Below are 25340 nucleotides of genomic sequence, written 5' to 3' on the forward strand. Positions count from 1 at the left end.
CGTGGCCCGGTGGTCGCTGCCGAACGTCGTCTCCATCCCGGACCTGGGGCCCCTGGCCGAATCGATCAGCCAGGAAACCGGCGAGAGCAAGGCCATCCATCCCCTCAGCCGGGACAAGCAGTGGCTGGCCAAGCTGTACCGCACACCGTTGCCGGCCGACGCCGCCCGGCACCTGACCGACCTCATCCACCTGCCGGGCGCGGCGGCCGAGTCGGACCGGACGCTCATCGCCGGCAGCACGTCGTGGCCGGTCGCCGCCATCACCGACGGGGCGCGGACCGTCGGGTGCGTCATCCCGGCGGCGTCGGACCGGTTCTTCGCCGAGTTCCGCCGGCCGCAGTCCGAGCCGAATACCCGCATCATGGAGATCGACTTTCTCGCGGCGAACTCGGCGGCGTTCGCCCGGCGGGGACTGGCCGCGGTGACGCTCGACGACCGAATCGCCGTCTGTCGCAACCTGGTCGCCGTGGCGACGATGCTCGCGCGGTACGAGCTGGTCTACTCCGACTGGTCCTACTCCAACGTGTTGTGGAGCCTGTCGGATCGCACCGTGTTCGTCATCGACATCGACGGCAGCGTTCGCGGGCGCAAGCCCAACGTGCACCAGCCTAACTGGGACGACCCGCTCACCGGGCGCGCCGACCCGGCGGACCTGCGCACCGACTGCTACCGGGTCGCGCTGCTGGTGGCCCGGTGCCTCACCGGCGAGCGCGACCGGGACCGGACCCTGCATGCGCTGGTCGACCTCCAGCGGCCCGGGCTCTCCGCGGTACTGCTCGACATCCTGCTCTGCACCGACCGGAACCGCCGCCCGAACCTCAGCACGCTCGTCGCCGCGCTCGACGGCAACCCGTACGTGCGCTTCCCGGTGCCGCGCGGACCGATGCCGCCGCGGCCCGCGCCGGTGACGCCGCCGACCCCGAAGCCGGCGGCGCGTCCGAAGGCGGCTCCGAAGCTGGCTCCGAAGCCGGCCTCCAAGCCGGTCGTGCGCACCGGACCGTCGAACGACAACACCATGAGCACTCCCGCCGCGGTCGTGGCGGTCGTGGTCGTGGTCCTCTCGATCGTGCTGCTCATCATCGCGATCGCGAACAGCTAGCCCATCCGTCAACGCCGCAGCCGAGGAGCTCCCGTTGAGCACCAGCTACCACACCGCCGACACCTCGGCGTACGCCACGAAACAGAAGTGTCTGCCGACATACCTCCTCATTGACGTCTCGTCGTCCATGAGGCCGCATCAGGGCGCGCTCAACGAGACGCTCAAGAAGCTGCACCGGGCGCTGGCCGACAGCCCCCGGGTCTCGGAGTTCGCGCACATGTCGATCGTCGCCTTCTCCACCCAGCCGTGGGTGGTCCTCGAGATGGTGGACATGGAGTACGTCCCGGCGATGCCGGAGGTCATGTGCGACGGGTGGACCAACTACGGCGCCGCCTTCGACCTCGTGCGGCAGCGCATCAACACCGACCTGCCGACGCTCAGGGCGCAGGGCAAGGCGGTGATGCGGCCGTGCGTGTTCCTGCTGACGGACGGGGAGCCGACCGACAAGGATTGGGAGACCGGGTTCGCCGCGCTGACCGACCGGGGCTGGGGGCGGCGGCCGCACATCATCACCTACGGCTTCGGTCAGGCGTCGGAGATGACCCTGGCTAAGGTCTCGACCAAGGCGGCCTTCATCGCGGACGGCACCTCGCTGCCGGACGAGGCGCTCGCCCGGGCGATCAACAGCCTCCTCAACTCGCTGGTCGCGTCGGCCGCCACCGAGGAACTGCAGATCCCGGTCGAGGCGCCGGGCTACCGCTCGATTCCCGTCGAGTACGTGGACTGACGGCCGTGGGGCATCCCTTCGCCGCTCGGCGGCCCTCCCCGGACGCGACCACGGTCGCGCTCGGCGTCGGCACCGCCGCCGTGCTGATCGCGGCGCTGATCGCGGCGGTGTCCGCGGCCCTGAACAACGACCCCGCCCCGCCGGTGCCGTTGCCACCGTCCACCCAGCCGTCCACCCAGGTGCCGGCCGAGTCGCCGAAGTGCTCCGCCCAGCTCGTCCTGCAGTCTGGCCAGGACGGCGTCTGGGACTTCCAGCTCACGGTGCAGGGTGAAGGCAAGACCAAGGTGGTGAAATGGCCGAGCGCCGGCCTGAAGAGTTGGGAGTCGAAGGACTCGCGGTACAAGATCAATAGCTCGAATGAAGAGGTCAAGGTCACGCTGACCTCCGTCGACGCGCTGAGGATCACCGCGAGGCCCGAGAAGACCGACACTTTCGTCCTGCCGCAGCCGACGTGCGAAGCGGAGTAGACATGCGCTGCTACCACTGTGGGTCCGACAATCCTGGCAACCGGGTCACCTGTGTCTCGTGCGGACGGCCGCTGGTCATCTCCGCCCCGTCCGGCGCGGCGGCGGCCGCACCGAAGCCGGCGGGTCCGGCCGGGCCGCGTCCGACCGTGGCGATGCCGGCGGTGATCGTCCCGCCCGGCGCCCCCACGGCCCCGCCGGCCACCGTCCCGCCGACCCGGCCGGCCACGGTCGCGGTCCCGAGCGTCATCGCGCCGCCCGGCATGGCCGGCCCGTCGTCGGCGTCCGCCGCCCCCGCGCGGACAGGTCAGGCGCGGTTCGCACGGGACAGCACCCGCTACCTCTGCGCGGCGGCTCAGACCGACAGCTCCTTCAGCCGGAAGCTCCTCGACGGCGTGATCGACGAGCCGTACCGCGCGGTCGCCTCGTCGCCCGGCGTGGATCTCGTGACCGTGCTGAAGTACGCCCTGGCCGCCCGGCGCCGGCACTTCGCCCGCGACCTGGCGATCGTGCTCGCGGTGCTCGTCAGTGCGCTGCTGTCCGCCGCCGCGCCGCCGATCATCCTGCTGAGCCTGCCGTTGGCGTGGGCCGCCGTCTTCATCGAGCAGCTCGCCGCTCACGGCGTGGTGGCGCGGAGGCTGCGCCGGGCCGCCTTTGACCCGGCCGCGGCGCCCGAGCCGACCGGTGGCGCGATGCGCCGGCGGCTGACTGACATCGGCCAGCGCGACCGCGGCAACGCGTCCGTGTTCTCGGACTACGCGCCGTTCGTCGGCTACGGCACGGTGACCGACTCGTGGTCGTTCGCCCTGAACGTGGCGCGGGCCGCACCGACCGCCAGCCTCACCCCCTTCACGACGTCGGAGGTCTACGCGGCCGTCGCCCGCGACCTGGCCGCGCTCGACCTGCCCGGTGTGGGCGTCGAGCAGCGCGTCTTCGTCAGTGGCGTCGAGCTCCTTGACGCCCCCGACCCGCGCATCACGCAGGAGCTGCTGCCGGTCGAACTGGCGGCGCCGCTGCCGGACGCGAGCGACGGGCTGATCCGGCACCTCATGGAGCACCCGGAGGGCCGCGCCCGCTGCTATCTGAGCGTCCGGGTCACCGGTTGGAGCGGCGAGCTGGTGCTGACCACGTTCGTGCGCTTCGCGCTCTACAAGAGCGCCCGGACGCTGTACGTCGAGGCGAGCCACTGCCTGCTGACGCCGGTCAAGCCCAGGTACCGGGCCGTGGATTCCATGAGGGAGTCGCCCACCATCGGCCAGATCGCCAGGACGGCGTCCCTCAGCGGGCTGTTGACGCTGCCGTACATCGCGAAGAGCTTCGCGGTCCTGGCCGCCGCCGCCACCGACCCGCTGCGGCGCTGGCAGAAGCGCCGTAATGATCGGCGGAACATCGCGCAGGAGCGCACGCACAACTACGGGCCGTTGGTCAGCCCGCGCGAGCTGGCCAGCGACCGCCGCTACTTCGCCTACTTCCAGCAACAGGACAAGGAGATGTACAGCAAGGTCGTCGAACGGCGGGTCATGGAGTCGCTGCGCGACTTCCTCGACGCCCACGGCATCGACACGTCCGAGCTGAGCGAGCGCCAGACCGCCATCCTCAACAACGGCGTCATCGTCACCGGCAACGCGAGCGTCAACTCCGGCAGCATCGCCGCCGGCGCCGGCGCCGTGGCCCGCACGGTCAACACGGCCAGGCGCCTCGTGCCCGGAGCGCCGCCCGCGGCGGCCACCCCCTAGAACCGTCGCGAAAGGACAGTCGCTCGTGGACATCAACAACGGCATCTCGATCAGCGGCAACGCGCAGGTCTCGGGATCATCGATGGCGGCCGGGCCGGGCGTGAGGGCGACCAGCGTCAACTACGGGGCGGCCGACCTGACCGAGCTGCGGACCATCGTCCAGACGCTGTCCGACCTGGTCCGGTCGCACGCACCGGAGCGCGCCGACGGCCCGGCCGCGGCGGCGGCCACCGCCGCGGTCCAGGAGGCCAACCGCCCCACCCCGGACAACAACCGCCTGCTGACGCTGCTGGGACACGTGCGCAGGGCGTTCGGCGACGACGGCGCGATCGCATCCGCCATCGCCTCGGCCTACGCGGCGGTGCATGCGTCTTCTGACCCGGACCACGGATAGCGACATGTCAAGCGCGGGTCCGGCTGCTGCGGCACCGCCGGGCCCGCTCGCGGCGGAGTTCATCTGGCCGAAACCATCGCGGGGCGCGCACCGGATAGAGTCCCGCCATCCTTGACGACGTTGATCCCTTCATCGGTACCGCGGCGACCGACCTGCCCCGGGCGCGCGGTCTGGCCGCCACCTGGTGGTGGCCGAAGCCGCAGGTCGGCAACACCCATCCCGGCGCCACGTCGCCCCTCGGCATGGTCTCGGCCTGCGCCTACTCCGGTGCGTATCCGACCGGATACGGTCGGTACGCCAAGAACACCGAGGGCGTGCCCGAGGAGATGTTCGACCGGCTGCAGGCGTCCGGGTTCACGCATTTCCAGCAGTCCGGCACCGGGGCCATCCGCAAGTACTACAACTACGTGCGGGTCACGCCGATGGTGCAGCAGCTGGACGAGCTCGGGCACTCCTGGCCGCTGCACGACGAGGTGGCGGAGGCCGGCTACTACGCGGCGACGCTGGACACCGGGGTGCGCTGCGAGATCACGGTGGGCACCAAGGTCGCCGTGCACCGGTACACGTTCCCGGAGCACAGCAACGCGCGGGTCGTGATCGACCTGTCCTGCGGCGGCCTGGCCATCGAGCTCGGCCGCACGGTGCCGCTGCGCGCCCACGCGGAGAGCCTGGGGCACGGCCGCGTCCAGGGCACAGTCGTGATGGAGGGCGTACCGCTGTCGGTCCACGCCGAGCTCGACAGCCCCGGCTGGCGGCAGATGCTGTGGTACGACCGGCGGCTCATCGACGGCGGGACCCGGCTGGACTTCGACAGCATCCGGCACACCACCCTGCGGCCGTTCGGCATGCTGTTCATGGGCCCCACCGTGGCCGGGCAGACCGTCGAGGTACGGCTCGGCTTCTCCCTGCGCGGGTGCGACCAGGCCCGGCACAACCTCGAGCAGGAGTGCGGCCAGGCGCGGCCGGCGTTCGACGCGGTGCGCTCCGCGACTCGCGAGCGCTGGCGCGAGCACCTCGGCCGGGTTCGGGTCGAGGGCGGCACGCCGGGCCGCCGCACGGTGTTCGCGACGGCGATGTACCACTCGCTGATCAAGCCCTGCTTCGCCGACAACGAGAGCCCGTTCTGGCCGAACTCGGGTCCGTTCGCGTTCGACGTGTGCACGATGTGGGACATCTACAAGACCCAGCTGCCGCTGCTCGCGGCCATCGCCCCGGACCGGGCCGGGGACCTGCTGGAGTCGCTGATCCGGGTGTGCGAGGAGGAGGGCAACTTCCCGATCGGGTACCGGATGGCCCGCGGCGCCGACCGGTTCTTCCGCCAGGCCAGCGCGCTCGCGCACACCGCGCTGGCCGACGCGCACGCCCTGGGCAAGGCCGGGCTGGACTGGAACTGGGCGCTCGTGCACATGGTCGACGACCTGCGCCGGCTGTACGGCGAGGACTTCTTCGAGCACGGCGTGGTCCACCCCATCAGCCACACCCTCGACCTCGCGTACGCCCACTACTGCACCGCGCAGGTCGCCCGGGCGCTCAACGACGTCCACCTGGCCGACGACCTCGAGCGGCGCAGCCGGCAGTGGGTCAACGCGTTCGACCCGGGCACCGGGCTGCTGCGCGACTCGGAGTTCTACGAGGGCGGCAAGTGGAACTACTCGTTCCGGCTGCTGCACGACATGGCGGGACGGATCGCCCTGGGCGGGGGCGACGCGGCGTTCGTCGACAACCTGGACCGCTTCTTCGGCTTCGGGGCCGCGCCGGTGACGCAGCCCGGCCGGCGGCCACAGCCGGCGGAGATGGCGGCCGGGTACGCCCTGAACCGGTTCGAGGGGCTCAACAACGAGCCCGACATGGAGGCCCCGTGGGCGTACCACTACGCGGGCCGGCCCGACCGTACGGCCGAGGTGGTGCACGCCGCGCGGACCTGGCAGTTCGGCACCGGCCCGGGCGGCCTGCCGGGCAACGACGACTCCGGCGGGCTCAGCGCGTGGTACATCTGGGCCTCGCTCGGGCTGTTCCCGGTGGCCGGGCAGAACCTGTTCCTGGTCAACGCGCCCGCGTTCGCCCAAGGCACGATCCAGGTCGGCGACCGGGAGTTCGTCGTCGAGACCAGCGGGCACCGTGAGACGCCGATCGGCGCCGACGGCCTCGACCACGACCCGCCGCCGCAGTACGTGCAGTCGGTGACCCTCAACGGCAGGTCGCTGGACGCCACCCACCTCAGCGCCACCGACGTGCACCGCGGCGGCCGGCTGCACGTGCGGCTCGGCCCCGAGCCGTCCGGCTGGGGGCACCGGGTCCGCCCGCCGTCGTCGTCCGATCCGCGCGCAACCCCGAAGGAGCCGAGGTGACGTACCCCAATCGCCGTCTCGTCATCGCGGTCAGGGCGGACCCCGTCATCTGCGGCCACGCCGGCGAGGCCCGCAACATCGCCGAGGTGGCGCTGACCCGCGGGTTCGACGACGTGCGCCTGCTGACCTGGCCGATACCGGCACTGCAGGCGGCCGGGCTGCCGCTGAAGCCGCTGGACCGCCTGCTGCCGTACAGCCCCGGCATCACCGTGGAGCGGCCGGAGCCGGTCGGCGACTACCGGGTGCCCGACGGGCGCCACCTGGCCGGGCTCACCGGCCGCCTGGTGGAGCTGCTCATGGAGCCGGTGCCCACCACGTGCCTGTCGATGTACCTCGTCCCGCACACCGCCGTCGTCGCCGACGCGATCACCGCCGTCCGGGCCGCCGGGTTCGCGCCGGACGTGCACACGGTGGCGAAGGCGGTCGGCTCCGACGTGACCAACGTGATCCGCTCCTGCCTGCGGGAGGGTCGCTTCGGCGCGGCGGTCGCGCTGTTCGCCACGTTCCTGTCCAACGACCGGGTCGTCGCGGTCTCCGAGTACACCCGGGACGAGATCGTGGCCGCGGCCGAGCAGGTGGACGCCCGCTGCGGCACCGGCTTCGCCGAGCAGTCGCGGCGGCGTGTGAGCATCGGCTACCCGCCGATCGACGTCTCCGCCTACCTCGACCTGGACCCGGCGCGGGTCGACGCGGCGCTCGCCCGGCGCGGCCTGGAGCGCGACGGGTACATCCTGTTCCTGTCCCGGGTGGCCCGCGCCAAGGGGATCTACGACCTGGTGATCGCCTACGGGCAGATGCGCTGCCGCTCCCGCGTGAAGCTGGTCGTCGCCGGCACCGGGCCGGCGCTGGAGCACGTCCGGGCGATGGCCAAGGAGGACGACCGGGTCGTCTTCCTGACCGACGTCGACGACGACGAGAAGCCGCTGCTCATGCGCGGCTGCGCGGCGTACGCCCTGCCCACCCGGCCGGAGCCCGACTTCGTCGAGACGTTCGGGATCGCCCTGGCCGAGAAGATGCTGGCCGGCGGCGGGCCGGTGATCACCACCCGGACCGGCGGCACCGGCGAGGCGGTCGGCGACGACGCGGTGATCGTCGAGCCCGGCGACGTCGGCGGCATCGCCGCGGCGGTGGACCGGGTGGTCCTGGAGATGTCCGCCGCGCAGCGCAAGGACCTGGAGGTTCGCGGGCGGGAGCACGCCATGGCGTTCGAGCGCACCGCGGTGTTCGACAGCCTGTTCCCGCAGGAGGCGAAGTCCGCCGGCGTCCGCTGAGACTGTCCGGCGGGCGCGGCGTACGATCGAAACGACGCGAGCTCCGTAGCTCACGCGACGCGCCGGCAGGTGCTTGTCGTACGGAGGCATCATGATCGTCACTCGAGACTCGATCAGGGTGGGCGTGCCACCCATGTCGGCCTACGAACATCTGGTGCGGTTCATCGAATTTCCGCGGTACCTCTCCGGGGTGTTGAGCCTGACCCCGCTGGACAGCAAGACCGCGCGTCTCGTGCTCGACATCGGCGGCATGCGCATCGAGTTCGACGCCATCGTCGTGGACGCCGAACCGGGCCGGTTCGTGCGGTGGCGGGCGCGCGACCATTCGGAGATCGTCGAGTCTTTCTGGCTGGAGGCCGTCGCGGACGAGCAGACCGACGTGGTCTGCATGACCGAGGTGGACGACAGCCAGGTGTCGCTGTTCGGCCAGGTACCGGAGGTCACGCTGCGGTCCCGGCTGCGCACGGACCTCAAGGGCTTCAAGCGCTTCTGCGAGGAGTCGGCGGCAAAGGCGGCGGAGGCCGCGGAGGACGAGGCAGCGAACGCGTAGCCGGGTCCACTGGATAATTCCTATCTTGCGAGTAGGCTTAATGGGTAACAGCGTCCCGTCTTTGGGAGGCCCCATGCCGAAACTGCCGCGCTCCAGCCGGCTGGCCAGCCCAGTCGACACCACGGCCTACGGGGAGTACCGCATCGTCCAGCGGCCGGACGATCCCCGCCCGCTGTACCGGTTCCGCGACCACGTCGTCGACGACCCGCAGCCCGGCCGCTACCACATCTACGCGGGGTGGTTCTGCCCGTGGGCGCAGCGCGTGACCATCGCCCACGCCCTCGCCGGCCTGCGGGGCATCGTCACCGTGTCGTACGTCGACAACGCCCGCGACGGGCGGGGCTGGGCGTTCCGCGAGCGCTACGGGCCGGACCCGGTCAACGGGTTCAGGCTGCTGCGCCAGGCGTACGAGGCGACCGAGGAGGGCTTCGACGGCCACGTCAGCGTGCCGGCGCTGTGGGACCGCGCGACCGCCCGCGTGGTCAGCAACGACTTCAAGGGCATCGGGATCGACCTCGCCACCCGATTCCGGCACCTCGCCACACCGGTCGTGGACACCTACCCCGAGGCCCACCGCGCGGAAATCGAGGAGCTCGACGCGTGGCTCAACCCGGCGGTCAACCACGGCGTGCGGGCGGCCGAACGACCCGGCCCCGACGGCGAGCGGGCCCGCGCCGCGCTCCACGAGGCGCTCGCCGCCCTCGACGAGCGCCTGGCCGCGCGCCGATACCTGCTCGGCCCGGACATCACCGAGGCCGACATCCGGCTGTTCGTCACGCTGGTGCGCTTCGGCGCCGGCATCACGCGGTACCCGCAACTGTGGGCATACGCCCGCGACCTGTACACGGTCCCGGCGTTCCGCGACACCACCGATTTCACCACGTTCACCCCGCCGGGCGCCGAACTGCCCGACTGGAGCGAGCCCGCGCACCGGCCCGCCTACACCTGACAGCACGCGCGCGGACTCCCGGGCCGCGGCGGTCCTCACGCCGTCCGGATCTCCTCCAGGTCGGTGCTGCGGCGCAGGAACAGCAGGCCGGCGCCGGTGGTGGCGAGCACCGCCAGGACGGCGACGCCCCCGTCGCGGGACAGCTCCGCCCAGGGCACCGGGACCGCCCGGACCACCTCGGGGATCTGGGTTGTCTGGCAGTGCTCGCCCGCCGCGTCGCACGTCGTCGACGTGCCGCCGCCGGCGCTGACCTCGCCGCCGATGCTGCGGACCAGCGCCACGCCGACGACGAGCGCGACGAGGATCGCCGGGACCGCCGGCAGCAGCGCCTGCCACAGCAGCGAGCGGCCCAGCGTCGCCCGGGGCACGCCGGCGGCGACCAGCGACGCGTACTCCCGGCGCCGGGTGACCACGCCCTCCGCGACGACGACGAGCATCGCGATCGCGGTCAGGGCCACCGCGGTCAGCAGCGCGGCGTCGATGAGGTCCATCGTGCGCAGGTAGAACGGGTCGACGGGGCCGCCGGTCGTGGGATACTCGGGGTTCTCGATCGCGTTGAGCGCGCGCTGGGCTTCCGCGCCGGCGGCGATCTGCGCGCGGAACGCCGCCGCGCCCCCGCCGAACAGCACGCAGATCAGCAGCACCGCGAAGGTCCGGCTGCCGCTCCACGGGTCGGCCACGAGCCGGGCCGCGGCCAGCACGGTCGACGGGCGGCTCGCGCGGCGGTGCAGCAGCCGCCCGGCCGTATAGGTGATCCAGCCGGCGCCGAGAACGACCCCGGACCCGGCGCACGCGACGCCGACGAGCAGCATCGTCGGCACGAACCAGACCGGAATGTCGTACCCCAGGTGTGTCCGCAGTGGCGAAGCCGACCCGACCGCGGCGAACGCGAGCAGGCCGAGCACGATGAACCCGCCCGTCCAGGGGCGCGGGCCGCGGGTGCGGCGCACCCGCCGTACGACTCCGAACGGCCCGACCGTCACGCGCCGCATGACCACCGCGGCCGCGAGCGCCGCGAGCGCCGGGATGGCGAGCACCGCGAGCGCCACGAACCAGACGGGCGGGAAGACGTCGGTCGGCAGCGGCAGGCGCCCCTCGGCATCGGGCCGGTCGAGCAGCTCGTGCCCGGCCAGGTACACCGCGAGCCCGCTCAGCGACCCGGCCAGCGACGCGACGCCGGTCTCGGCGGCGGCGACGGCCACGGTCTGCGCCGGGGTCGCCCCGGCCAGGCGGAACGCGGCGAGGCGCCGGTCGCGGGCCGGCGCGCCGAGCCGCGCGCACTGCCCGGCCAGGGCGAAGACCGGCACGGTGAGCAGCAGCAGCGTGATCACCACGCCGGGGCGCAGGCCGGGCTCGCGCAGCAGCGCGTTGCTGTACTGCTCCGCCCACTCGTCCGATCCGACGCCGCTGAGCGTGAGCCGGCCGATCGCGACGACGTTCGCCGCGGTGAGCACGGCGAGGGCGGCCAGGGCGGTGCTCAGCGCGGTCAGCACGACCCGCATGGTGTCGGTGCGGGACCCGGCCAGGCCGAGCCGCAGCAGCGTGCTTGGCCTCACTGGAGCCTCACCGGCCGTGCCGTCCGGTCGGCAGGGCGATGCCGAGCCCGCTGGCGTCGACGGCGCCGTCGCGCAGCACGATCTCGCGGTCGGCGTACCCGGCGACCCGCGCCTCGTGCGTCACCAGCACAACGGTGGTTTGCTGCTCGTGCGCGACCCGGACGAGCTGGGCGAGGACCTGCTCGCCGGTCAGGCTGTCCAGCGCGCCGGTCGGCTCGTCGGCGAAGACCAGGCGCGGCTCGGTGACCAGCGCCCGGGCCATCGCGCAGCGCTGCTGCTGCCCGCCGGACATCTCGCCGGGCCGGCTGTCGGCGACGTCCGCGACGCCGAAGCGCTCCAGCCAGGCCAGCGCCGCGGTGCGCGCCTCGCGGCGCCCGGTGCCGGCGAGCAGCAGCGGCAGCGCCACGTTTTGCGCCGCGGTCAGCTCGGCGACCAGCTGCCCGAACTGGAACAGCACGCCGAACTCGGTGCGCCGCAGCCGCGAGCGGGCCGCCTCGGACAGCGTGTCGATGCGCGCGCCGCGGTAGGCGACCTCGCCGGAGTCGGGCCGCATGATCCCGGCGAGGCAGTGCAGCAGCGTCGACTTGCCGCAGCCGCTGGACCCGGTGATCGCGAGGATCTCGCCTTCGGTGACGTCGAGCGTGACGCCGCGCAGCGCGGGCGTCGCGCCGTACGAGCGGACCACCGCTCTGGCCTGCAAAATATGTGTCATCCGTGCACTCCCGAGTGCAGGTCGGCGACGCGGGCCAGGGTGGTGCGCAGCCACACCAGGTCGGCGTCGAGGTGGGCGATCGCGTAGTCGGCGGCGATGACGTCGCTGATGGTCGCGGCCGGGTCGGTCTTCGCGGCGGTGAGCTCGCGCAGCCGGTCGGTGTGCGCCTTGCGCTGGGCTGCGAGGTATGCCACGGCCCGCTCGGCGTCCGGCCACATCAGCGCCACCATGACCTTGGTCAGCAGCGCCCCGGCGACGTGCGGCGCGGGCGGCTCGACGGCGGCCACCCAGCGCTCGAGCTCGCCGCGCCCGGCGTCGGTGATGGCGAACGTGGTGCGGTCCGGGCCGCCGACCCGGTCGTGGCCGGCCTGTGCCACCAGGCCGTCCCGCTCCAGGCGGCCGAGGGTGGCGTACACCTGGCCGAACCCGAGCGGTTTGGCGCGGGGCAGGGTGTGGTCGTAGGCGTGCTTGAGGTCGTAGCCGTGCTTCGGCCCACCCCCGAGCAGCCCGAGCAGCACATACGGCGCGGACACGGGAACCACTATTCACCGGATGAATAGTGGTCGTCAAGCACCCCCGCTCGCCGCGACGAACCGCACGCCCGGGGCACCCTGGCCCCCGCAGCTCAACCTCGGCGCGGGTCCAGGGTGCTCAGCGTGGCCCAGACGACCTTGCCGGCCGCGGTCGGCGCGGTCCCCCACGCCGCCGCCGTGCCGGCGACGATGCGCAGCCCGCTGCCCTGCGGCGCGGGCGACGGGCCCTCGCCGGCCCACGGCAGCGTGCGCGGCGGCGCCGGGTCGCCGTCCTCCACCGCCAGGTGCAGCAGGCGGCCCCGACGCGACGCCGTCACGGTGAACGGCGTGCCGGCGTGCTCGACGGCGTTCGTCGCCAGCTCGGACACGATCATGCGGGCCGGGTGGAGCAGGTGGACGAGGTCCCAGGCCAGGCAGGCGTCGGCGACGTGGTTGCGCGCCGCGCACGGCGAGAGCACGTCGGGCGGCAGCCGCAGCGCGGTCCGCCGCGGCGGCGGCAGGCCGGCGGCCAGGGCGGCGAGCGCCTCGGCGAGGCTCGCGTAGACCGCCACCCGCTCGGCGATACCCGCGGTCCGCAGCCGCCACCGGATGGTGCCGGACGCGACCGCGACGACCGGTACCGGCGGGTCGAGCCCGGTCCCCTGCCGCTCGGCCAGCAGCACCGCGGCGACCACCGCGCCGTCGGCCTCGACGAGGCGCTCGAGGTCGAGCAGTACCGCCCGCGGTCGCTCGGCCAGCGCCTTGCGCACAGCCGCGACGAGATCGACGCGCATCCGCCAGGTCCAGGCGCCGACCGCGGCGATTTGGACCAGCGCCAGATCGACGTCGACGCGCACCGCGATCGCCGACTCGGCCATGCAAGCATCCCCCAACGCAGCCGGTAAATATTCGCAATATGCCATAGGAGGGTGATCCGGCGGGGTGAATCCCGAAATCCGATCGGACATCTGGGTCGCGGGCCGGTCCTGTACCTTTCAGCGCCGGCCGTCCGGGCGCCGCGCCGCCGGGGAACGCATCGACGCAGGTCACAATCGCGGTCGCCGGGAAGCGGGGCGGGCAGCTCGAAGCGCTTCGATTGAGTTTCGAAAACCCGGCGCGTACTCAGGTACGTCATGAAGAGACGACTCGCCATCTTCGGCGTCGCCCTGGTCGCCGTCGCGGCCTCGTTCGTGGTGTACGCCCAGCAGGCATCCGCCGCGGTCGGGCTGCATATCAGCGGCCGCAACATCGTCGAGGCCAACGGCCAGCAGTTCATCATGCGGGGCGTCAACCACCCGCACGTCTGGTACACCAGCCAGACCAGCTCGTTCGCCAACGTCAAGGCGCTCGGCGCCAACACCGTGCGCGTCGTGCTCGGCAGCGGCAAGCGGTGGGGCCCGTCCACCGACGTCGCCAACGTGATCTCGCTGTGCAAGACCAACCGGCTCATCTGCGTCCTGGAGGTCCACGACACCACCGGCTACGGCGAGGACGGCGCGGCCGCCACCCTCGACGAGGCCGTCAACTACTGGATCAGCCAGAAGAGCGCCCTGGTCGGCCAGGAGAGCTACGTCGTCATCAACATCGGCAACGAGCCGATCGGCAACAACAACCCGGCCCAATGGACAGCCGCGACCACCGCCGCCATCCAGAAGATGCGCAGCAACGGCTTCCAGCACCTGCTCATGGTCGACGCGCCGAACTGGGGCCAGGACTGGCAGAACGTCATGCGCGACAACGCCCAGACCGTGCTGGACGCCGACACCCAGCGCAACACCGTGCTGTCGATCCACATGTACAGCGTGTACAACACCGCCGCGAAGATCACCGACTACCTCGACCGGTTCCAGGCCGCCGGCTGGCCGCTGGTCATCGGCGAGTTCGGCTGGCAGTTCAACTCCGGCGAGGTCGACCACGAGACGATCCTGGCCCAGGCGAACGCCCGCGGCCTCGGATACCTGGGCTGGTCCTGGAGCGGCAACACCGACCCGATCCTGGACATGGCCACCAACTTCAACCCCGCCCAGCTCACCACCTGGGGCCAGCGCATCTTCAACGGCGCCAACGGCATCAAGGCCACCGCCAAGGAGGCCACCATCTACAGCGGCGGCACCGGCAGCCCGTCGCCGTCGCGCAGCAGCGCCTCGCCGAGCACCAGCCCGTCGCCCAGCCGCAGCGCCTCGCCGAGCAGCAGCCCGTCGCCCAGCCGCAGCGCCTCCAGCTCGCCCACCGGCGGCAAGGCCTGCACCGCGACGTACAGCATCGTCGGGCAGTGGCCCGGCGGCTTCCAGGGCGACGTGAAGGTCACCGCCGGCGGCTCCGCCATCACGGCCTGGACCGTGGCCTGGACGTTTGCCAACGGCCAGGCCATCACCCAGTCCTGGAACGCGACCATCACCACCAGCGGCGCGGCCGTCACCGCCCGCAACGTGGACTACAACGGCGCCCTCGGAGCCGGCGCGAGCACCAACTTCGGCTTCCTCGGCTCGTCGAACGCCACCAACGGCATCCCGTCGCTCAGCTGCACCGCGAGCTGAACCACGGCGTGACCCGCCCGGGCTCGGGTATCGCGGCACCGCGGTACCCGGCCCACCGGCGCTGCCGTCAGCCGCCGTTCGCGCGGAGGCTGAACGTGTCGCCGTCGACCGACAGCCGCAGCGTCACCTGCTTGTGCAGCGTGCACGCGCCGCCGGCGGGCAGCACCCGCCGGCACCGCGGGGCGGGGTCGGCGTCCGACGGCGCGGCCGAGGGGCCGGCCGACCCGGCCGCCGGGCTCCCCGTGGCCGGGGGCTGATACGGCGCGTCGGCGCTGACCACGGTGTACCGCTGCGCCAGGAGCCGCTCGAGCACCGCCGACGGCGCCCACTCGGGATGCTCGCCACCACCCGCCGGCAGTTCCAGCGTCGCTGAAGGGCAAACGTCGAGGCACGGCACCGGCAGCGAGCCCGGGTCGGAGCGCACCCCGGCGCCCGCCAGGTCGGCGACCGGGATGCCGAGCGCGGCGGCCATCGCCTCGTCCACGTTGCGGGTGGCCTTCTTCGGATCGGTCGTGCAGCCCGCCGCCATGACCATCACCGCGGCCAGGACCGCCACCGAGCACCACCGTCGCATGCCACCGATTGTCGCGAGCCGCGCCGGGAGCGCCAGAGATCGCGCGGATAGTTGACGGATGCCGCCCGCCGCAGGGGGCCGGTGCCGGCAGTGTCGGTTAGGCTGGTCACGGCGCCGCGCACCGGTGCCGCCGGCGGTGGGGCCCGCCGACCCCCGGATGCGGGGGTGAACTGCGACGCCGCCAACGGTCCCTGCCAGTGAGCTGCCGCATGCCCTGGTAGGGAGGGACTCGATGGTCGAGCGCGACGGCGCGCCGGTGGACGCCGACGTTGATCTGCACGTGCCCGCGGAACGAGCGGAGCTGCGCCCGAGCCCCGTGCCGGTGCTGGCGGCGATCTCGGCCGGCGGCGTGTGCGGGACGCTGGCCCGATACGGGCTGTCCACGGCCTGGCCGCATCCGCGCGGCGAGTTCCCGTGGACGACGCTGCTGATCAACGTGTCCGGGTGCCTGCTCATCGGCGTGCTGATGGTGATCGTGACCCAGGTCGCCCCCGACCGGCGGCTGCTGCGCCCATTCGTCGGCGTCGGCGTGCTCGGCGGCTACACCACGTTCTCGACGTACGTCGTGGACATCCATCAGACCGCGTCGGCGGGCGCGCCGTGGGTGGCGCTGGCGTACCTGGCCGTGACCGTCGTCGGTGCGCTGCTGGCGGTGTGGGCCGGGGCGGCGGCGACCGGCGCGGTGGTGTCGCGGTGGGCCGGACAGGTGGGCGAGCGGGCGAGCCGGGAGGCGGGTGCCACACCGTGATGCTGCTGCTGGTCATGGCGGGCGCGGCGGTGGGTGCGCCGCTGCGATACCTGACGGACCGGGCGATCCAGGCCCGGCACGACTCGGTGTTCCCGTGGGGCACGATGACGGTCAACGTCGCCGGCTCGCTGCTGCTGGGCCTGGTCACCGGCCTGCCGGCCGACCCGGCGGTGACCGCTGTGCTGGGCACGGGCTTCTGCGGCGCGCTGACCACCTACTCGACGTTCAGCTATGAGACACTGCGGCTCGTGCAGATCGGCGCCCGCTTCTACGCCGTCATGAACGTGCTCGCCTCCGTGGTCGCCGGCCTCGGCGCCGGCGCGGTCGGGCTGCTGCTGGCCCAGGCGGTACGGTGACCGGCCAGCGCTTGCGGATCGAAGGCGTGCGGATCGAACCGGCCACGCCCGCCGACGCGCCGTCCATCGCCCGGATCTCCCGCGCCGCCGGCCAGCCGGACACGGACTCCGGCGCCGACCCGGCCTACCTGGCGTACCTGCTCGGCAACGGCACGGTCCGCGTCGCCCGCGACGACGACGGCGCGGTCGCCGGGTGGGGGGCGACCACGACCGGGGCGCTCGGAAACATGCTCAGCGATCTCTTCGTCGATCCCGCCCGGCACGGCCGGGGCGTCGGCGCCCGGCTGCTGCGCGCGCTGTGGCCGGACCCGGCCGCCGGACGCCGGTTCACGTTCAGCTCCCGGCACCCCGCCGCGCTGCCGCTGTACCTCCGCGCGGGGCTGCGGCCGGCCTGGCCGCTGCTGTACCTGCGCGGCCCCGCCCCCGCCGCGGCCGATTCGTCGCTCACGGTGACCCCGGTCGACGCCGCGACGGCGACGGCCGCGGACCGGCGGCTGACCGGCGCCGGTCCGGCCGGCATCTACGCGTACCGGCCCGGGGACGGCCTGCTGGTGCACCACGGCACCCGCCCGGTGGCCGCGGGCACGGCCGGCCGCAGCGGGCTGACCCACCTCACCTGCCCGGCCGGGGAGGACGCGACCGCGATCCTGCGCGCCGTCCTGCACGGGCTCGGCGCGGCCGAGGTCTCGCTCTGCCTGCCCGGGCCGCATCCCGCGGTGGCGTGGCTGCTCGGCGCTGGGTTCCGCATCGAGGATCACGACCTGGCGATGCACACCCCGGACGTCGAGCCGCCCACGACCTGGGTGTACTCACCCGGCCTCGGCTGAACGCGCTACAGGATCGCGATGTCGCGGACCCCGGTCACCCGGTCCATGTGCAGCCGGCACAGCAGGCTGCCGGGGCTGCTGTTGACCTCGCCGTAGCGCTTCGCCTCGCCCTGCGGCACGTACCGCTGCGCGATCCGGGTCGTCCAGTCGACCAGGTCCCGCGGGTCCTCGGCGACCTCGACCTCGCCGCGGACGGCGGCGAAGTGGTACGGGAACTGCTCCACGTCCACGGTGAGCGCCGCCCTGGGGTTTTCCCGCAGGTGGCGGCCCTTCACCGAGTCCCGGCCGGTGGTGAACACAAGGTCGCGCCCCTCGACGACGAACCAGATGGGCGCCGTGTGCGGGTCGCCGGACGGGCCGGCCGTGGCGAGCTTACCGGTGTGCGTCCCCTGTGACAGGAACGCGATCGCCTCTTTGTCGGTCATCGCTGGCACACCTGAAGTCTGCCGCGCCGCCGGGCCCGCACCGGAGGAGTCCCGGGATGACCCGCGCGAGCGTCCGGCGTGGTCCGGCGCGCAGCGGTAGGCCGGCCGGGCGCACGCCGGGCTATGTCCGCGGGCGCTCCGGCAGGGCGTCGGCCAGCAGCTGGACGAGGTGCTTGCCGGGCACGCCGGCGAGGTCGGCGGCCTGGGTGCGGCACGAGAACCCGTCGGCGAGGAACACCTCGCCCTCCCGCGCGTCCCGCAGGGCGGGCAGCAGCTGCTGCTCGGCGACCTGCACCGAGACCTCGTAGTGGCCCCGCTCGACGCCGAAGTTCCCGGCCAGGCCGCAGCAGCCGCCGAGGCGCCGCACGGTGGCCCCGGCCGCCTTGAGCAGCTTGGCGTCGGCGTCCCAGCCCATGACCGCGTGGTGGTGGCAGTGCGGCTGGGCGACGACCCGCACGTCCGCCAGCGACGGCGGCGACCAGTCCGGGGTGCGCGCCAGCAGCTCGGCCACGGTCACGGTCGCCGCGCTGACCTTGCGGGCGTCGTCGGTGTCGACCAGCTCGACCAGGTCGCCGCGCAGCACGCCGGTGCACGACGGCTCCAGGCCGACGATCGGCACGCCGCGCTCGGCCGCGTCGCGCAACTGGCCGACGGTCGCGCCGAGGATGCGGCGGGCCGCGTCCAGCTGGCCGGTGCTGATCCAGGTCAGGCCGCAGCATGCGGACTCGGTGGTGATCTCGGGCGCGTATCCGGCGGCGGTCAGCACCTCGACCGCGGCCTTGGCGATCTCGGGGGCGAAGTGGTCGGTGAAGCTGTCGACGAACAGCACGACCGGCCGGCCAGTGTCGGGGCGCCGCGGCGCGTTGGTGCGGAACCAGCGCCGGAAGGTCTGGCCGGCGAACTCCGGGATCGACCGGCGCTTGTCGACCCCGGCCAGGTAGAGCGCGACGGTGCGCACGCCCGGCAGCGAGGTGAGCCGGTTGGCCAGCCGCGGCATCCGGGCGGCCAGGCGCGACCAGCGCGGCAGCCGGCCCAGGGAGTAGTGCGACCGCGGCCGCAGCCGCCCCTTGTAGCTCTGGTGCAGCACCTCGGCCTTGTACGCGGCCATGTCGATGCCGGTCGGGCAGTCCGACGCGCAGCCCTTGCAGGACAGGCACAGGTCCAGGGCGTCGTGGACGGCGGTGGCGCGCCAGTCCGGGGCGAGGTCGCCGTCGAGCATCTCCTGCAGCACCCGGGCGCGGCCGCGGGTCGAGTCCTTCTCGGCGCGGGTGGCCAGGAACGACGGGCACATGACGCCGCCGAGGACGGTCGTGTCGGCGCGGCACTTGCCCACACCCGTGCAGCGGTGCACGGCCTGGTTGAAGTCCCCGCCGTCGCTGTGGTAGGCCAGCGCCAGCTTCGCCCGGACCGGGCGGGCCGCCGCGACGCGGATGTCCGCGTCGACCGGGTCCGGGTCGACGAGCACGCCGGGGTTGAGCAGATTTTCCGGGTCGAAGGCCTGCTTGACCGAGCGGAACAGGTCCATCGCCGCCGGGGAGTACATCCGCGGCAGCAGTTCGCTGCGCGCGCGGCCGTCGCCGTGCTCGCCCGACAGCGACCCGCCGTAGCGCACGACGAGGTCAGCGGCGTCCTCCAGAAACGCGCGGAACTTCCCGGGTCCGCCCGGCTTGTCGAGCGGGAAGTCGAGCCGGACGTGGACGCAGCCGTCGCCGAGGTGCCCGTAGGGCATGGCGCTCAGCCCGTGCTGCTCGGTCAGGGCGTCGAAGTCGCGCAGGTAGTCGCCGATGCGCTGGGGCGGTACGGCGGCGTCCTCCCACCCGGCGTGCGCGGGCACGCCGGAGGGGGCGCGTCCGGCCAGCCCGGCGCCGTCCTCGCGGATGCGCCACAGCGGCGCGGCCTCGGCGGTGTCCTCGACCACCCTCGTGTCGACCGCGCCGGCCGCCGCCACCAGCCGCCGCGCGCGCTCCCGCGCCTCGCCGAGGTCGTCGCCCGCGATCTCGACGAACAGCCACGACCGGCCATCCGGCAGCGGCGGTACCGCATCCGGACCCCGCCGGCCGCGGACCACCTCGACGATGCGGGAGTCGATGCCCTCGCAGGCCGTCGGGGTGAACTCCAGGACGGCGGGCACGGCGTCGCCGGCCGAGCCGAAGTCCGGGTAGCCCAGGACGACCAGCAGGCGGTGCGCGGGGTCGGCGACCAGCCGGACCGTCGCCTCGGTGACCACCGCCAGGGTGCCCTCGCTGCCGACCAGCAGGCCGGTCAGGTCGAAGCCCCGCTCGGGCAGCAGGTGCTCGACGGCGTAGCCGGAGACCTGCCGGCCGAAGGTGGCGAACTCGGTGCGGGCGACCGCCAGGTTGGCCTGGGCGATCGCCTGCAGCGACTCGGCGACCGCCTTTGCGCCCTCCAGGGTGGGGCGCCCCTTGTCGTCCCGCCCGGTGGACAGCCGCTCGCCGTCGATGGTGAGCGCGTCGAGGCCGAGCACGTTGTCCGAGGTCCGGCCATACCCGAGGGTCCGCGACCCGCACGAGTTGTTGCCGATCATCCCGCCGATGGTGCAGCGGGTGTGCGTCGACGGATCGGGGCCGAAGCGCAGGCCCAGCGGCCGCGCGGCGGCCTGCAGGGTGGCGTGCACGGTGCCGGCCTGTACCCGCGCGGTGCGGGCGTCGGCGTCGACGTCCAGCACGCGGTTCAGGTACCGGCTGAAGTCGAGCACGACGCCGCGGCCGATGGCGTTGCCGGCCACCGACGTCCCGGCCCCGCGGGCCGTGATCGGCACGCCGAGGGCCCGGCAGACCTCGAAGGTGGCGGCGACGTCGTCGTCGGAGCGGGGCCGCACCACGGCCCGGGGCACGACCCGGTACAGGGAGGCGTCGCTGGCATACGCCGACCGGTGCGCCGCGTCGGCCAGTACATCACCCACGCCCGCCCGGCTGAGGCGACCGACGAGATCATCTCCAGTGCCGCCGGTCATGTCCCTCTTTCCGCCCACGCCGTCTCGAGGGCGATCTTATACCGCTTCGAGAGTCGCTCAGGCGCGGCGTACCGGCCGGGTCAGCACCAGCACGACCAGGCCCGCCGCGCACAGGGCGGTGCCGATGCCGTACGCCCACCGGAACCCGAGCTGCTGCGAAATGCCAAACAGGGGGCCGGCCAGCATCGCGCCGACCGGGAACGTGTTGGTGAACAGGGTGGTGGCCCGGCCGGGCTGCCCGGGCAGCATGTCCTGCAGGTAGGCGATGCCCAGGCCGGTGACGGCGGCGATGAAGCACGCGTTGACGACCTGGGCGCCGGCCAGCAGCCACACGCTGTGCGCCGCGACGGCCAGCGCCTCGTAGAGCACCCCGCACACGGCCCCGGCGAGCACCAGGGTGCGCAGCCGCACGCGGGTGCTCAGCGCGCCGAGCCCGAGCATGAGCGGGATCTCCAGCGCGGCACACAGGCCGAGGATGAGCCCGGCGTCGGCGACGTCTCCGCCGAGATCCCCGGCGATGAAGAGCGGCAGCGCTTGCGGGCCGAGCGTGAGCGGGCACTGCAGCAGCGTGAAGGCGACCGCGCTGAGCCAGAGCCGGCCGCGGCCGGGGCCGCCACCGGTCCCGGTGTCGCGGACCGCCGGCGGCTCGGGCGGCTCGTCGCGTCGCAGCAGGAGGAGGGCCACCAGCCCGGCCAGCGCGTACATGACCGCGGCCGTGGCGTAGACGGCCGTGAAGCCGCCGGCGGTCAGCAGCAGCGCGGCCAGCGGCGGCCCGCCGACCCACGCGAGGGAGAACACCGTGCGCAGCGCGGTGATGCCCAGCGCCGAGCGGGCCGGGTCGTCGCGCACGAGCACCTGCCGGGCGTAGGCGAACGTCTGCGGGAACAGCGCGCCGGCCAGTGCGGTGCCGGTGACCGCGAGCGCGAGCAGCGCCCAGTAGTCGCGGACGACGGCGGTGAGCGCGCTGCTGAGCAGCCCGGCCCCGGCCGCCGCGATGAGCAGCGCGCGGCGGATCGGGCGGCGGTCCGACAGGCGGCCGAGCAGCGACGTGACCACCACGCCGGCCAGCGGGGCGGCGACGAGGAACGCGGTGACGTGCGCCGGGCCCGCGCGGACCTCGGTGCTGAGGAACAGCGACAGGAACGGATAGACGACGGCGGTCGCGACGCCGACGGCCAGGAACACCAGCCCGAGCGGAAGCAGCGCGAGCGCCACGCGGCGGGCGCGCCGCGGCTCTTCGACGATCATGAATCGCACTGTATGACCCCAGGCGTCCCGGTGTCAGCGCCGAGAACCAGCGCCGAGAAAAGGCCCGAACCTGGATAAAATGGCACCGTGGGTCCGGGTCCACTGTTGCTGTTGGTGCGCCCGACGCCGCCGCGTCGCGTGTGGGGGATCGCGGTCGCCCTCTTCATGATCGTGGCCGAGACCCTGCTCGCGTACCCCCTCAGCACGACCACGTCACCCGCCGCCGCGGGTTTGATCTATCTGCTCGGCGTGCTACTGGTCTCGACGCTCTGGGGACTCTGGCTGGGCGTGGCGACGGCGGCGGCCAGCGCCCTCGCGTACGTGTACTTCCACATCCCCCCGGTCGGGCATCTCGCGGTCAACGACACCCAGGACTGGGTCCAGCTCGGGGTCTTCCTTGTCGTCGCGATGATGACCAGCACCTTGGCGGATCTGTCCCGATTGCGGGCGGTCGAGGCACAGGAGTCCGATCTCACGGCCGAGCTGGCCCGCCTGCTGCTGAACGTCGACGATGTCACCGCGGCGTTGCCCGCGGTCGCAGAGCGCATCGCACACGCCCTCGATCTGCCGGCCACCGCGGTTGAGATCGAAACCTCCTTCGACGAAACCGATCGGACCGATCCGAAGGAACCGCCCCCCGACGGCGCTTCCGGCGACGTGCGGCACACGTTCGCGCTGTGCGACGGTGACGCCGCACTCGGCACCCTGCGGTTGCGTGCCGGGGTGCCCGACCGGCAGGTGCAGCGTTTGCGGCAGCGCATCGCGCCGTCGCTGGCGTCGCTGCTGCGCGCCGCGCGGGAACGCGGGGCCATGCTCAACGCGCTGGAGGTCAGAGGCGAGGCGTTCCAGCGGTTGGCACGGCAGCAGGCCGCGTTGCGACGGGTGGCGACGCTCGTCGCGCGCGGCGTCAGCTCTACGGAGATCTTCGACGCCGTCATGGCAGAGGTCAGCCGCCTGCTGGACAACCGGCACACGACACTGCTGCGCTTCGAGCCCGATGACACGTTCACGATCGTCTCGACCAACCAGCCCGGCGTGTCGACGCTGGTCGGCGGCGGCCGGCCGATCGCAGACAGCGCCATCGCCGCACTGGTGTGGCGTAGCGGCGCCGCCGCCCGGATCGACGATTACGCCGATGTCCCCCCTCCCGGCGCCGCCGTCGGGCGCGAGCTGGGCGCCCACGCCTCGGTCGGTGTACCGATCGTGGTCGAGGACCGGGTGTGGGGCGCGGCGGTCGTCACGTCCATGCGGCCCGAGCCCCTGCCTTCGGATACGGAGGCGCGCATCAAGGACTTCACCGACCTGGCCGCGACCGCCATCGCCAACGCCGACAACCGGGCCCAGCTCATCGCATCCCGCGCCCGCATCGCCACCGCCGGCGACGAGGAACGCCAGCGCATCGAACAGGAACTGCACGCCGGCACACAACAACAACTCGTCGGCATCTACCTCGAGTTGGGCGCGTTGAGCACGGCCGAGGACGCGGACGCGATACCCCAGCCGGTGCGGGCACAGCTGGCACGGACAACCGCGGAGCTCAAGGAGGTCGTGCAGCACCTGCGGGAGTTCGCGCAAGGCATTCATCCCGCGGTCCTCACGACGGGTGGCCTGAAGCCGGCGCTCAAGACCCTGGCCCGCCGCTCCGCTGTCCCGGTCGACCTGCAGATCCACACCGACCGTCCGCTACCCCCGGGAGTCGAGACGGTCGCGTACCACGTCGTGTCGGAATCGCTGAAGAACGCCGCCAAGCACGCGCACGGGTCGGTCGTACACGTCGAGGTGAAGACCCAACGCGGGGCGCTCCAGCTCACCATCCGCGACGACGGAGTCGGAGGCGCCGAACCCGAGCACGGAGCCGGACTCACCGGCCTCAAGGACCGCGTCGAGACACTCGGCGGACACATGACGATCACGAGCCCTCCCGGCGCCGGGACATCGCTGGTGGCCACCATCCCGCTCGGTCACGAGTGAGCAATTCATCGATATTCTTCGATGTATCCGCTATCATGATGCGGGTGTTGCGGTTGCCGCCCCTCGCCAGCCTGATGGCCGATCCCGACGTCGACACCACCGACGACGCGCGGATGCTCGACCGGTATCTGCGGGCCCGGCACGCCCTGCCGCCACTGCCGATGTCGATCGGCGACCCCTACCTGCTGGGCGGGGCACTGCCGACCGGGCTGGCGGCGTACGAACAGCAGGCGCCGCAGCACCTCGCAGGCTACAGCCGGACGCCGGCCGGCCTGCCCGAGGCGCGCCGGTCGATCGCGGCGGACACCGTGCGGTCCGAGCGACTGGAGCGGCATGCGAGCCCCGGCGCGGACTTCGACCTGCACCTCACCTCCGGCACCGGCACCCGGGGCATCATGGGCGACTTCGCCAGGCACCTGCTCGACGCCGACGGCGACGGCCGGACCCCGGCGGTGTTGTGCGCCCACCCGACGTGGGACTACGCCGGCGTGTTCGAGCCGCTGGGCTACGAGATGGCGTACTGGCCGCTGCGCGCCGAACACGCCTGGATCCCCGACCCGGCCGACATCGGGCACGCGCTGGCCGGGCTCGACGCCGACCCGGGCCGGCGGCTCGCGCTGGTCGTGGTGAACACGCAGCACAACCCGACCGGCGCGACCTGGCCGGAGAGCGTGCTGGCGACGCTGTTCGAGGCCGCCACCGCGCGGGGCGCCGGAATCCTGCTCGACGACGCCTACCGCCGGGTGGTGACCGACGACGCCGACGAGGTCTCCGCGCCGGCGGCCCTGCTCGGGTACTTCACGCGCGCCTGCGCGCCGCAGCGGGCACGGCGCCGGTGGTGCCGCGTGGAGTCGTTCGGCAAGGTGTTCGCCTGCAACGACTGGGGCATCGGCAGCGTCATGGCCCACCCCGAGACGTTGCGCGCCATCGCACGGCACACCATCCAGTGGGCCTTCCCGCGCGGGGCGCGCCGGCAATGGGCGATGGCGCGCTGGCTGGCCGACCCCGAGTGCGGCCGCTACCTCGCCGGGCTGCGCGCCGCCCTCGGCCACCACCGATCCCTGTGGGCCAAGTCGCTGGCCGGGCTGGGCTGGCCGCGGGAGCTCACCGCCACCGGGACCACGACGCCGTACTTCCTGGTCGCGGTGCCGCCCGCGTTTCGCACCCGGACGGACGGCGTCGACGCGTGGCGCCGCGACCTGCTGGACCGCACCGGGCTGCTGTTCTCGCACGCGTCGATCACGATCGACGGCACCGACGCCGGCGTGCCGTTCCTCCGGGCATACCTGGGCGGAGGCGAGGACGTCGTCGTCGAGGCGATCCGGCGGCTCGAGGATGCCGGGATCCGCTACCAATGAGCAT

The 25340-nt window shown here is 73.2% G+C and carries 23 protein-coding genes; 15 read left to right on the top strand and 8 right to left on the bottom strand.

What is annotated here, in order from left to right; genetic code table 11:
- Position 1: 1 nt before the first annotated feature.
- From ACGFI8_RS20665 to ACGFI8_RS20705, 9 genes are all read left to right on the top strand, one after another.
- Complete coding sequence (locus ACGFI8_RS20665; RefSeq protein WP_392807011.1) at positions 2 to 1099, top strand: hypothetical protein; 1098 nt, start codon at positions 2 to 4, stop codon at positions 1097 to 1099.
- 34 nt (positions 1100 to 1133) lie between these two features.
- A complete protein-coding gene (locus ACGFI8_RS20670) occupies positions 1134 to 1826 on the top strand; it encodes a VWA domain-containing protein (protein ID WP_392807013.1) in 693 nt (230 codons plus the stop codon).
- A 5-nt stretch (positions 1827 to 1831) separates the two neighbouring features.
- Positions 1832 to 2293 (top strand): hypothetical protein, encoded by a 462-nt coding sequence (locus ACGFI8_RS20675; RefSeq protein WP_392807014.1) that lies wholly within the window; start codon positions 1832 to 1834, stop codon positions 2291 to 2293.
- Positions 2294 to 2445: 152 nt separating this feature from the next.
- Positions 2446 to 4026, top strand: coding sequence for a hypothetical protein (locus tag ACGFI8_RS20680; RefSeq protein WP_392807016.1), 1581 nt, complete (start codon positions 2446 to 2448; stop codon positions 4024 to 4026).
- 25 nt (positions 4027 to 4051) lie between these two features.
- The gene (locus tag ACGFI8_RS20685; RefSeq protein ID WP_392807017.1) at positions 4052 to 4420 is read left to right on the top strand and encodes a hypothetical protein; all 369 of its coding nucleotides are present in this window, start codon (positions 4052 to 4054) and stop codon (positions 4418 to 4420) included.
- A 131-nt stretch (positions 4421 to 4551) separates the two neighbouring features.
- Positions 4552 to 6768 (top strand): glycoside hydrolase domain-containing protein, encoded by a 2217-nt coding sequence (locus ACGFI8_RS20690; protein WP_392807357.1) that lies wholly within the window; start codon positions 4552 to 4554, stop codon positions 6766 to 6768.
- A complete protein-coding gene (locus ACGFI8_RS20695; protein ID WP_392807019.1) occupies positions 6765 to 8039 on the top strand; it encodes a glycosyltransferase in 1275 nt (424 codons plus the stop codon). The genes ACGFI8_RS20690 and ACGFI8_RS20695 overlap by 4 nt, the downstream gene beginning before the upstream one ends.
- 91 nt (positions 8040 to 8130) lie before the next feature.
- Positions 8131 to 8589, top strand: coding sequence for a hypothetical protein (locus ACGFI8_RS20700; protein ID WP_392807020.1), 459 nt, complete (start codon positions 8131 to 8133; stop codon positions 8587 to 8589).
- 73 nt (positions 8590 to 8662) lie between these two features.
- Positions 8663 to 9538, top strand: coding sequence for a glutathione S-transferase C-terminal domain-containing protein (locus ACGFI8_RS20705; RefSeq protein WP_392807022.1), 876 nt, complete (start codon positions 8663 to 8665; stop codon positions 9536 to 9538).
- A gap of 35 nt (positions 9539 to 9573) precedes the next feature.
- Here the strand turns inward: ACGFI8_RS20705 and ACGFI8_RS20710 are convergent, their stop codons facing one another.
- From ACGFI8_RS20710 to ACGFI8_RS20725, 4 genes are all read right to left on the bottom strand, one after another.
- Entirely contained in the window at positions 9574 to 11094 is a 1521-nt protein-coding gene (locus ACGFI8_RS20710) for an FtsX-like permease family protein (RefSeq protein WP_392807023.1), read from the bottom strand.
- Positions 11095 to 11101: 7 nt separating this feature from the next.
- Positions 11102 to 11806, bottom strand: a complete 705-nt coding sequence (locus ACGFI8_RS20715; protein WP_392807025.1) for an ABC transporter ATP-binding protein — start codon at positions 11804 to 11806, stop codon at positions 11102 to 11104.
- Positions 11803 to 12339, bottom strand: a complete 537-nt coding sequence (locus tag ACGFI8_RS20720) for a helix-turn-helix transcriptional regulator (protein ID WP_392807027.1) — start codon at positions 12337 to 12339, stop codon at positions 11803 to 11805. Before ACGFI8_RS20720 ends, ACGFI8_RS20715 begins: the two co-directional genes overlap by 4 nt.
- Before the next feature lie 92 nt (positions 12340 to 12431).
- Entirely contained in the window at positions 12432 to 13196 is a 765-nt protein-coding gene (locus tag ACGFI8_RS20725; RefSeq protein ID WP_392807029.1) for an ATP-binding protein, read from the bottom strand.
- A 255-nt stretch (positions 13197 to 13451) separates the two neighbouring features.
- Between ACGFI8_RS20725 and ACGFI8_RS20730 the strand changes: the two genes are divergently transcribed.
- Positions 13452 to 14855 (top strand): cellulase family glycosylhydrolase, encoded by a 1404-nt coding sequence (locus ACGFI8_RS20730; protein WP_392807030.1) that lies wholly within the window; start codon positions 13452 to 13454, stop codon positions 14853 to 14855.
- 67 nt (positions 14856 to 14922) lie between these two features.
- On the opposite strand, the gene ACGFI8_RS20735 is transcribed toward ACGFI8_RS20730, so the two are convergent.
- Entirely contained in the window at positions 14923 to 15429 is a 507-nt protein-coding gene (locus ACGFI8_RS20735; protein ID WP_392807032.1) for a hypothetical protein, read from the bottom strand.
- 232 nt (positions 15430 to 15661) lie between these two features.
- Between ACGFI8_RS20735 and ACGFI8_RS20740 the strand changes: the two genes are divergently transcribed.
- From ACGFI8_RS20740 to ACGFI8_RS20750, 3 genes are read left to right on the top strand one after another with little or no spacing between them, the layout of a single operon-like run.
- Positions 15662 to 16177 carry a fluoride efflux transporter FluC gene (locus ACGFI8_RS20740; RefSeq protein ID WP_392807033.1) on the top strand — a complete coding sequence of 172 codons (516 nt, stop codon included), beginning with the start codon at positions 15662 to 15664 and terminating at the stop codon, positions 16175 to 16177.
- Positions 16174 to 16533, top strand: coding sequence for a fluoride efflux transporter CrcB (crcB, locus tag ACGFI8_RS20745; RefSeq protein WP_392807034.1), 360 nt, complete (start codon positions 16174 to 16176; stop codon positions 16531 to 16533). The genes ACGFI8_RS20740 and crcB overlap by 4 nt, the downstream gene beginning before the upstream one ends.
- Before the next feature lie 26 nt (positions 16534 to 16559).
- Positions 16560 to 17360 (top strand): GNAT family N-acetyltransferase, encoded by an 801-nt coding sequence (locus tag ACGFI8_RS20750; RefSeq protein ID WP_392807035.1) that lies wholly within the window; start codon positions 16560 to 16562, stop codon positions 17358 to 17360.
- A 5-nt stretch (positions 17361 to 17365) separates the two neighbouring features.
- On the opposite strand, the gene ACGFI8_RS20755 is transcribed toward ACGFI8_RS20750, so the two are convergent.
- From ACGFI8_RS20755 to ACGFI8_RS20765, 3 genes are all read right to left on the bottom strand, one after another.
- Entirely contained in the window at positions 17366 to 17785 is a 420-nt protein-coding gene (locus ACGFI8_RS20755) for a PPOX class F420-dependent oxidoreductase (RefSeq protein WP_392807037.1), read from the bottom strand.
- 121 nt (positions 17786 to 17906) lie between these two features.
- Positions 17907 to 20759 carry an FAD-binding and (Fe-S)-binding domain-containing protein gene (locus tag ACGFI8_RS20760; protein ID WP_392807038.1) on the bottom strand — a complete coding sequence of 951 codons (2853 nt, stop codon included), beginning with the start codon at positions 20757 to 20759 and terminating at the stop codon, positions 17907 to 17909.
- Between the two features lie 57 nt (positions 20760 to 20816).
- The gene (locus ACGFI8_RS20765; RefSeq protein ID WP_392807039.1) at positions 20817 to 22007 is read right to left on the bottom strand and encodes a sugar efflux transporter; all 1191 of its coding nucleotides are present in this window, start codon (positions 22005 to 22007) and stop codon (positions 20817 to 20819) included.
- A gap of 87 nt (positions 22008 to 22094) precedes the next feature.
- Between ACGFI8_RS20765 and ACGFI8_RS20770 the strand changes: the two genes are divergently transcribed.
- Positions 22095 to 23978, top strand: a complete 1884-nt coding sequence (locus ACGFI8_RS20770) for a DUF4118 domain-containing protein (RefSeq protein WP_392807040.1) — start codon at positions 22095 to 22097, stop codon at positions 23976 to 23978.
- Between the two features lie 44 nt (positions 23979 to 24022).
- Positions 24023 to 25336, top strand: a complete 1314-nt coding sequence (locus tag ACGFI8_RS20775) for a pyridoxal phosphate-dependent aminotransferase (protein WP_392807041.1) — start codon at positions 24023 to 24025, stop codon at positions 25334 to 25336.
- The last annotated feature ends 4 nt before the right edge of the window (positions 25337 to 25340 follow it).

The organism is Dactylosporangium sp. NPDC048998 (genome assembly GCF_043197855.1).
Classification (GTDB): domain Bacteria; phylum Actinomycetota; class Actinomycetes; order Mycobacteriales; family Micromonosporaceae; genus Dactylosporangium.

Excerpts from the sequence above, each read along its gene's own strand:
- ACGFI8_RS20680 (WP_392807016.1), top strand. The coding sequence starts at position 2,446 with ATGCCGGCGGTGATCGTCCCGCCCGGCGCCCCCACGGCCCCGCCGGCC.
- ACGFI8_RS20700 (WP_392807020.1), top strand. The coding sequence starts at position 8,131 with ATGATCGTCACTCGAGACTCGATCAGGGTGGGCGTGCCACCCATGTCG.
- ACGFI8_RS20705 (WP_392807022.1), top strand. The coding sequence starts at position 8,663 with ATGCCGAAACTGCCGCGCTCCAGCCGGCTGGCCAGCCCAGTCGACACC.
- ACGFI8_RS20715 (WP_392807025.1), bottom strand. The coding sequence starts at position 11,806 with ATGACACATATTTTGCAGGCCAGAGCGGTGGTCCGCTCGTACGGCGCG.
- ACGFI8_RS20725 (WP_392807029.1), bottom strand. The coding sequence starts at position 13,196 with ATGGCCGAGTCGGCGATCGCGGTGCGCGTCGACGTCGATCTGGCGCTG.
- ACGFI8_RS20730 (WP_392807030.1), top strand. The coding sequence starts at position 13,452 with ATGAAGAGACGACTCGCCATCTTCGGCGTCGCCCTGGTCGCCGTCGCG.
- ACGFI8_RS20735 (WP_392807032.1), bottom strand. The coding sequence starts at position 15,429 with ATGCGACGGTGGTGCTCGGTGGCGGTCCTGGCCGCGGTGATGGTCATG.
- ACGFI8_RS20740 (WP_392807033.1), top strand. The coding sequence starts at position 15,662 with ATGGTCGAGCGCGACGGCGCGCCGGTGGACGCCGACGTTGATCTGCAC.
- ACGFI8_RS20755 (WP_392807037.1), bottom strand. The coding sequence starts at position 17,785 with ATGACCGACAAAGAGGCGATCGCGTTCCTGTCACAGGGGACGCACACC.
- ACGFI8_RS20760 (WP_392807038.1), bottom strand. The coding sequence starts at position 20,759 with ATGACCGGCGGCACTGGAGATGATCTCGTCGGTCGCCTCAGCCGGGCG.
- ACGFI8_RS20765 (WP_392807039.1), bottom strand. The coding sequence starts at position 22,007 with ATGATCGTCGAAGAGCCGCGGCGCGCCCGCCGCGTGGCGCTCGCGCTG.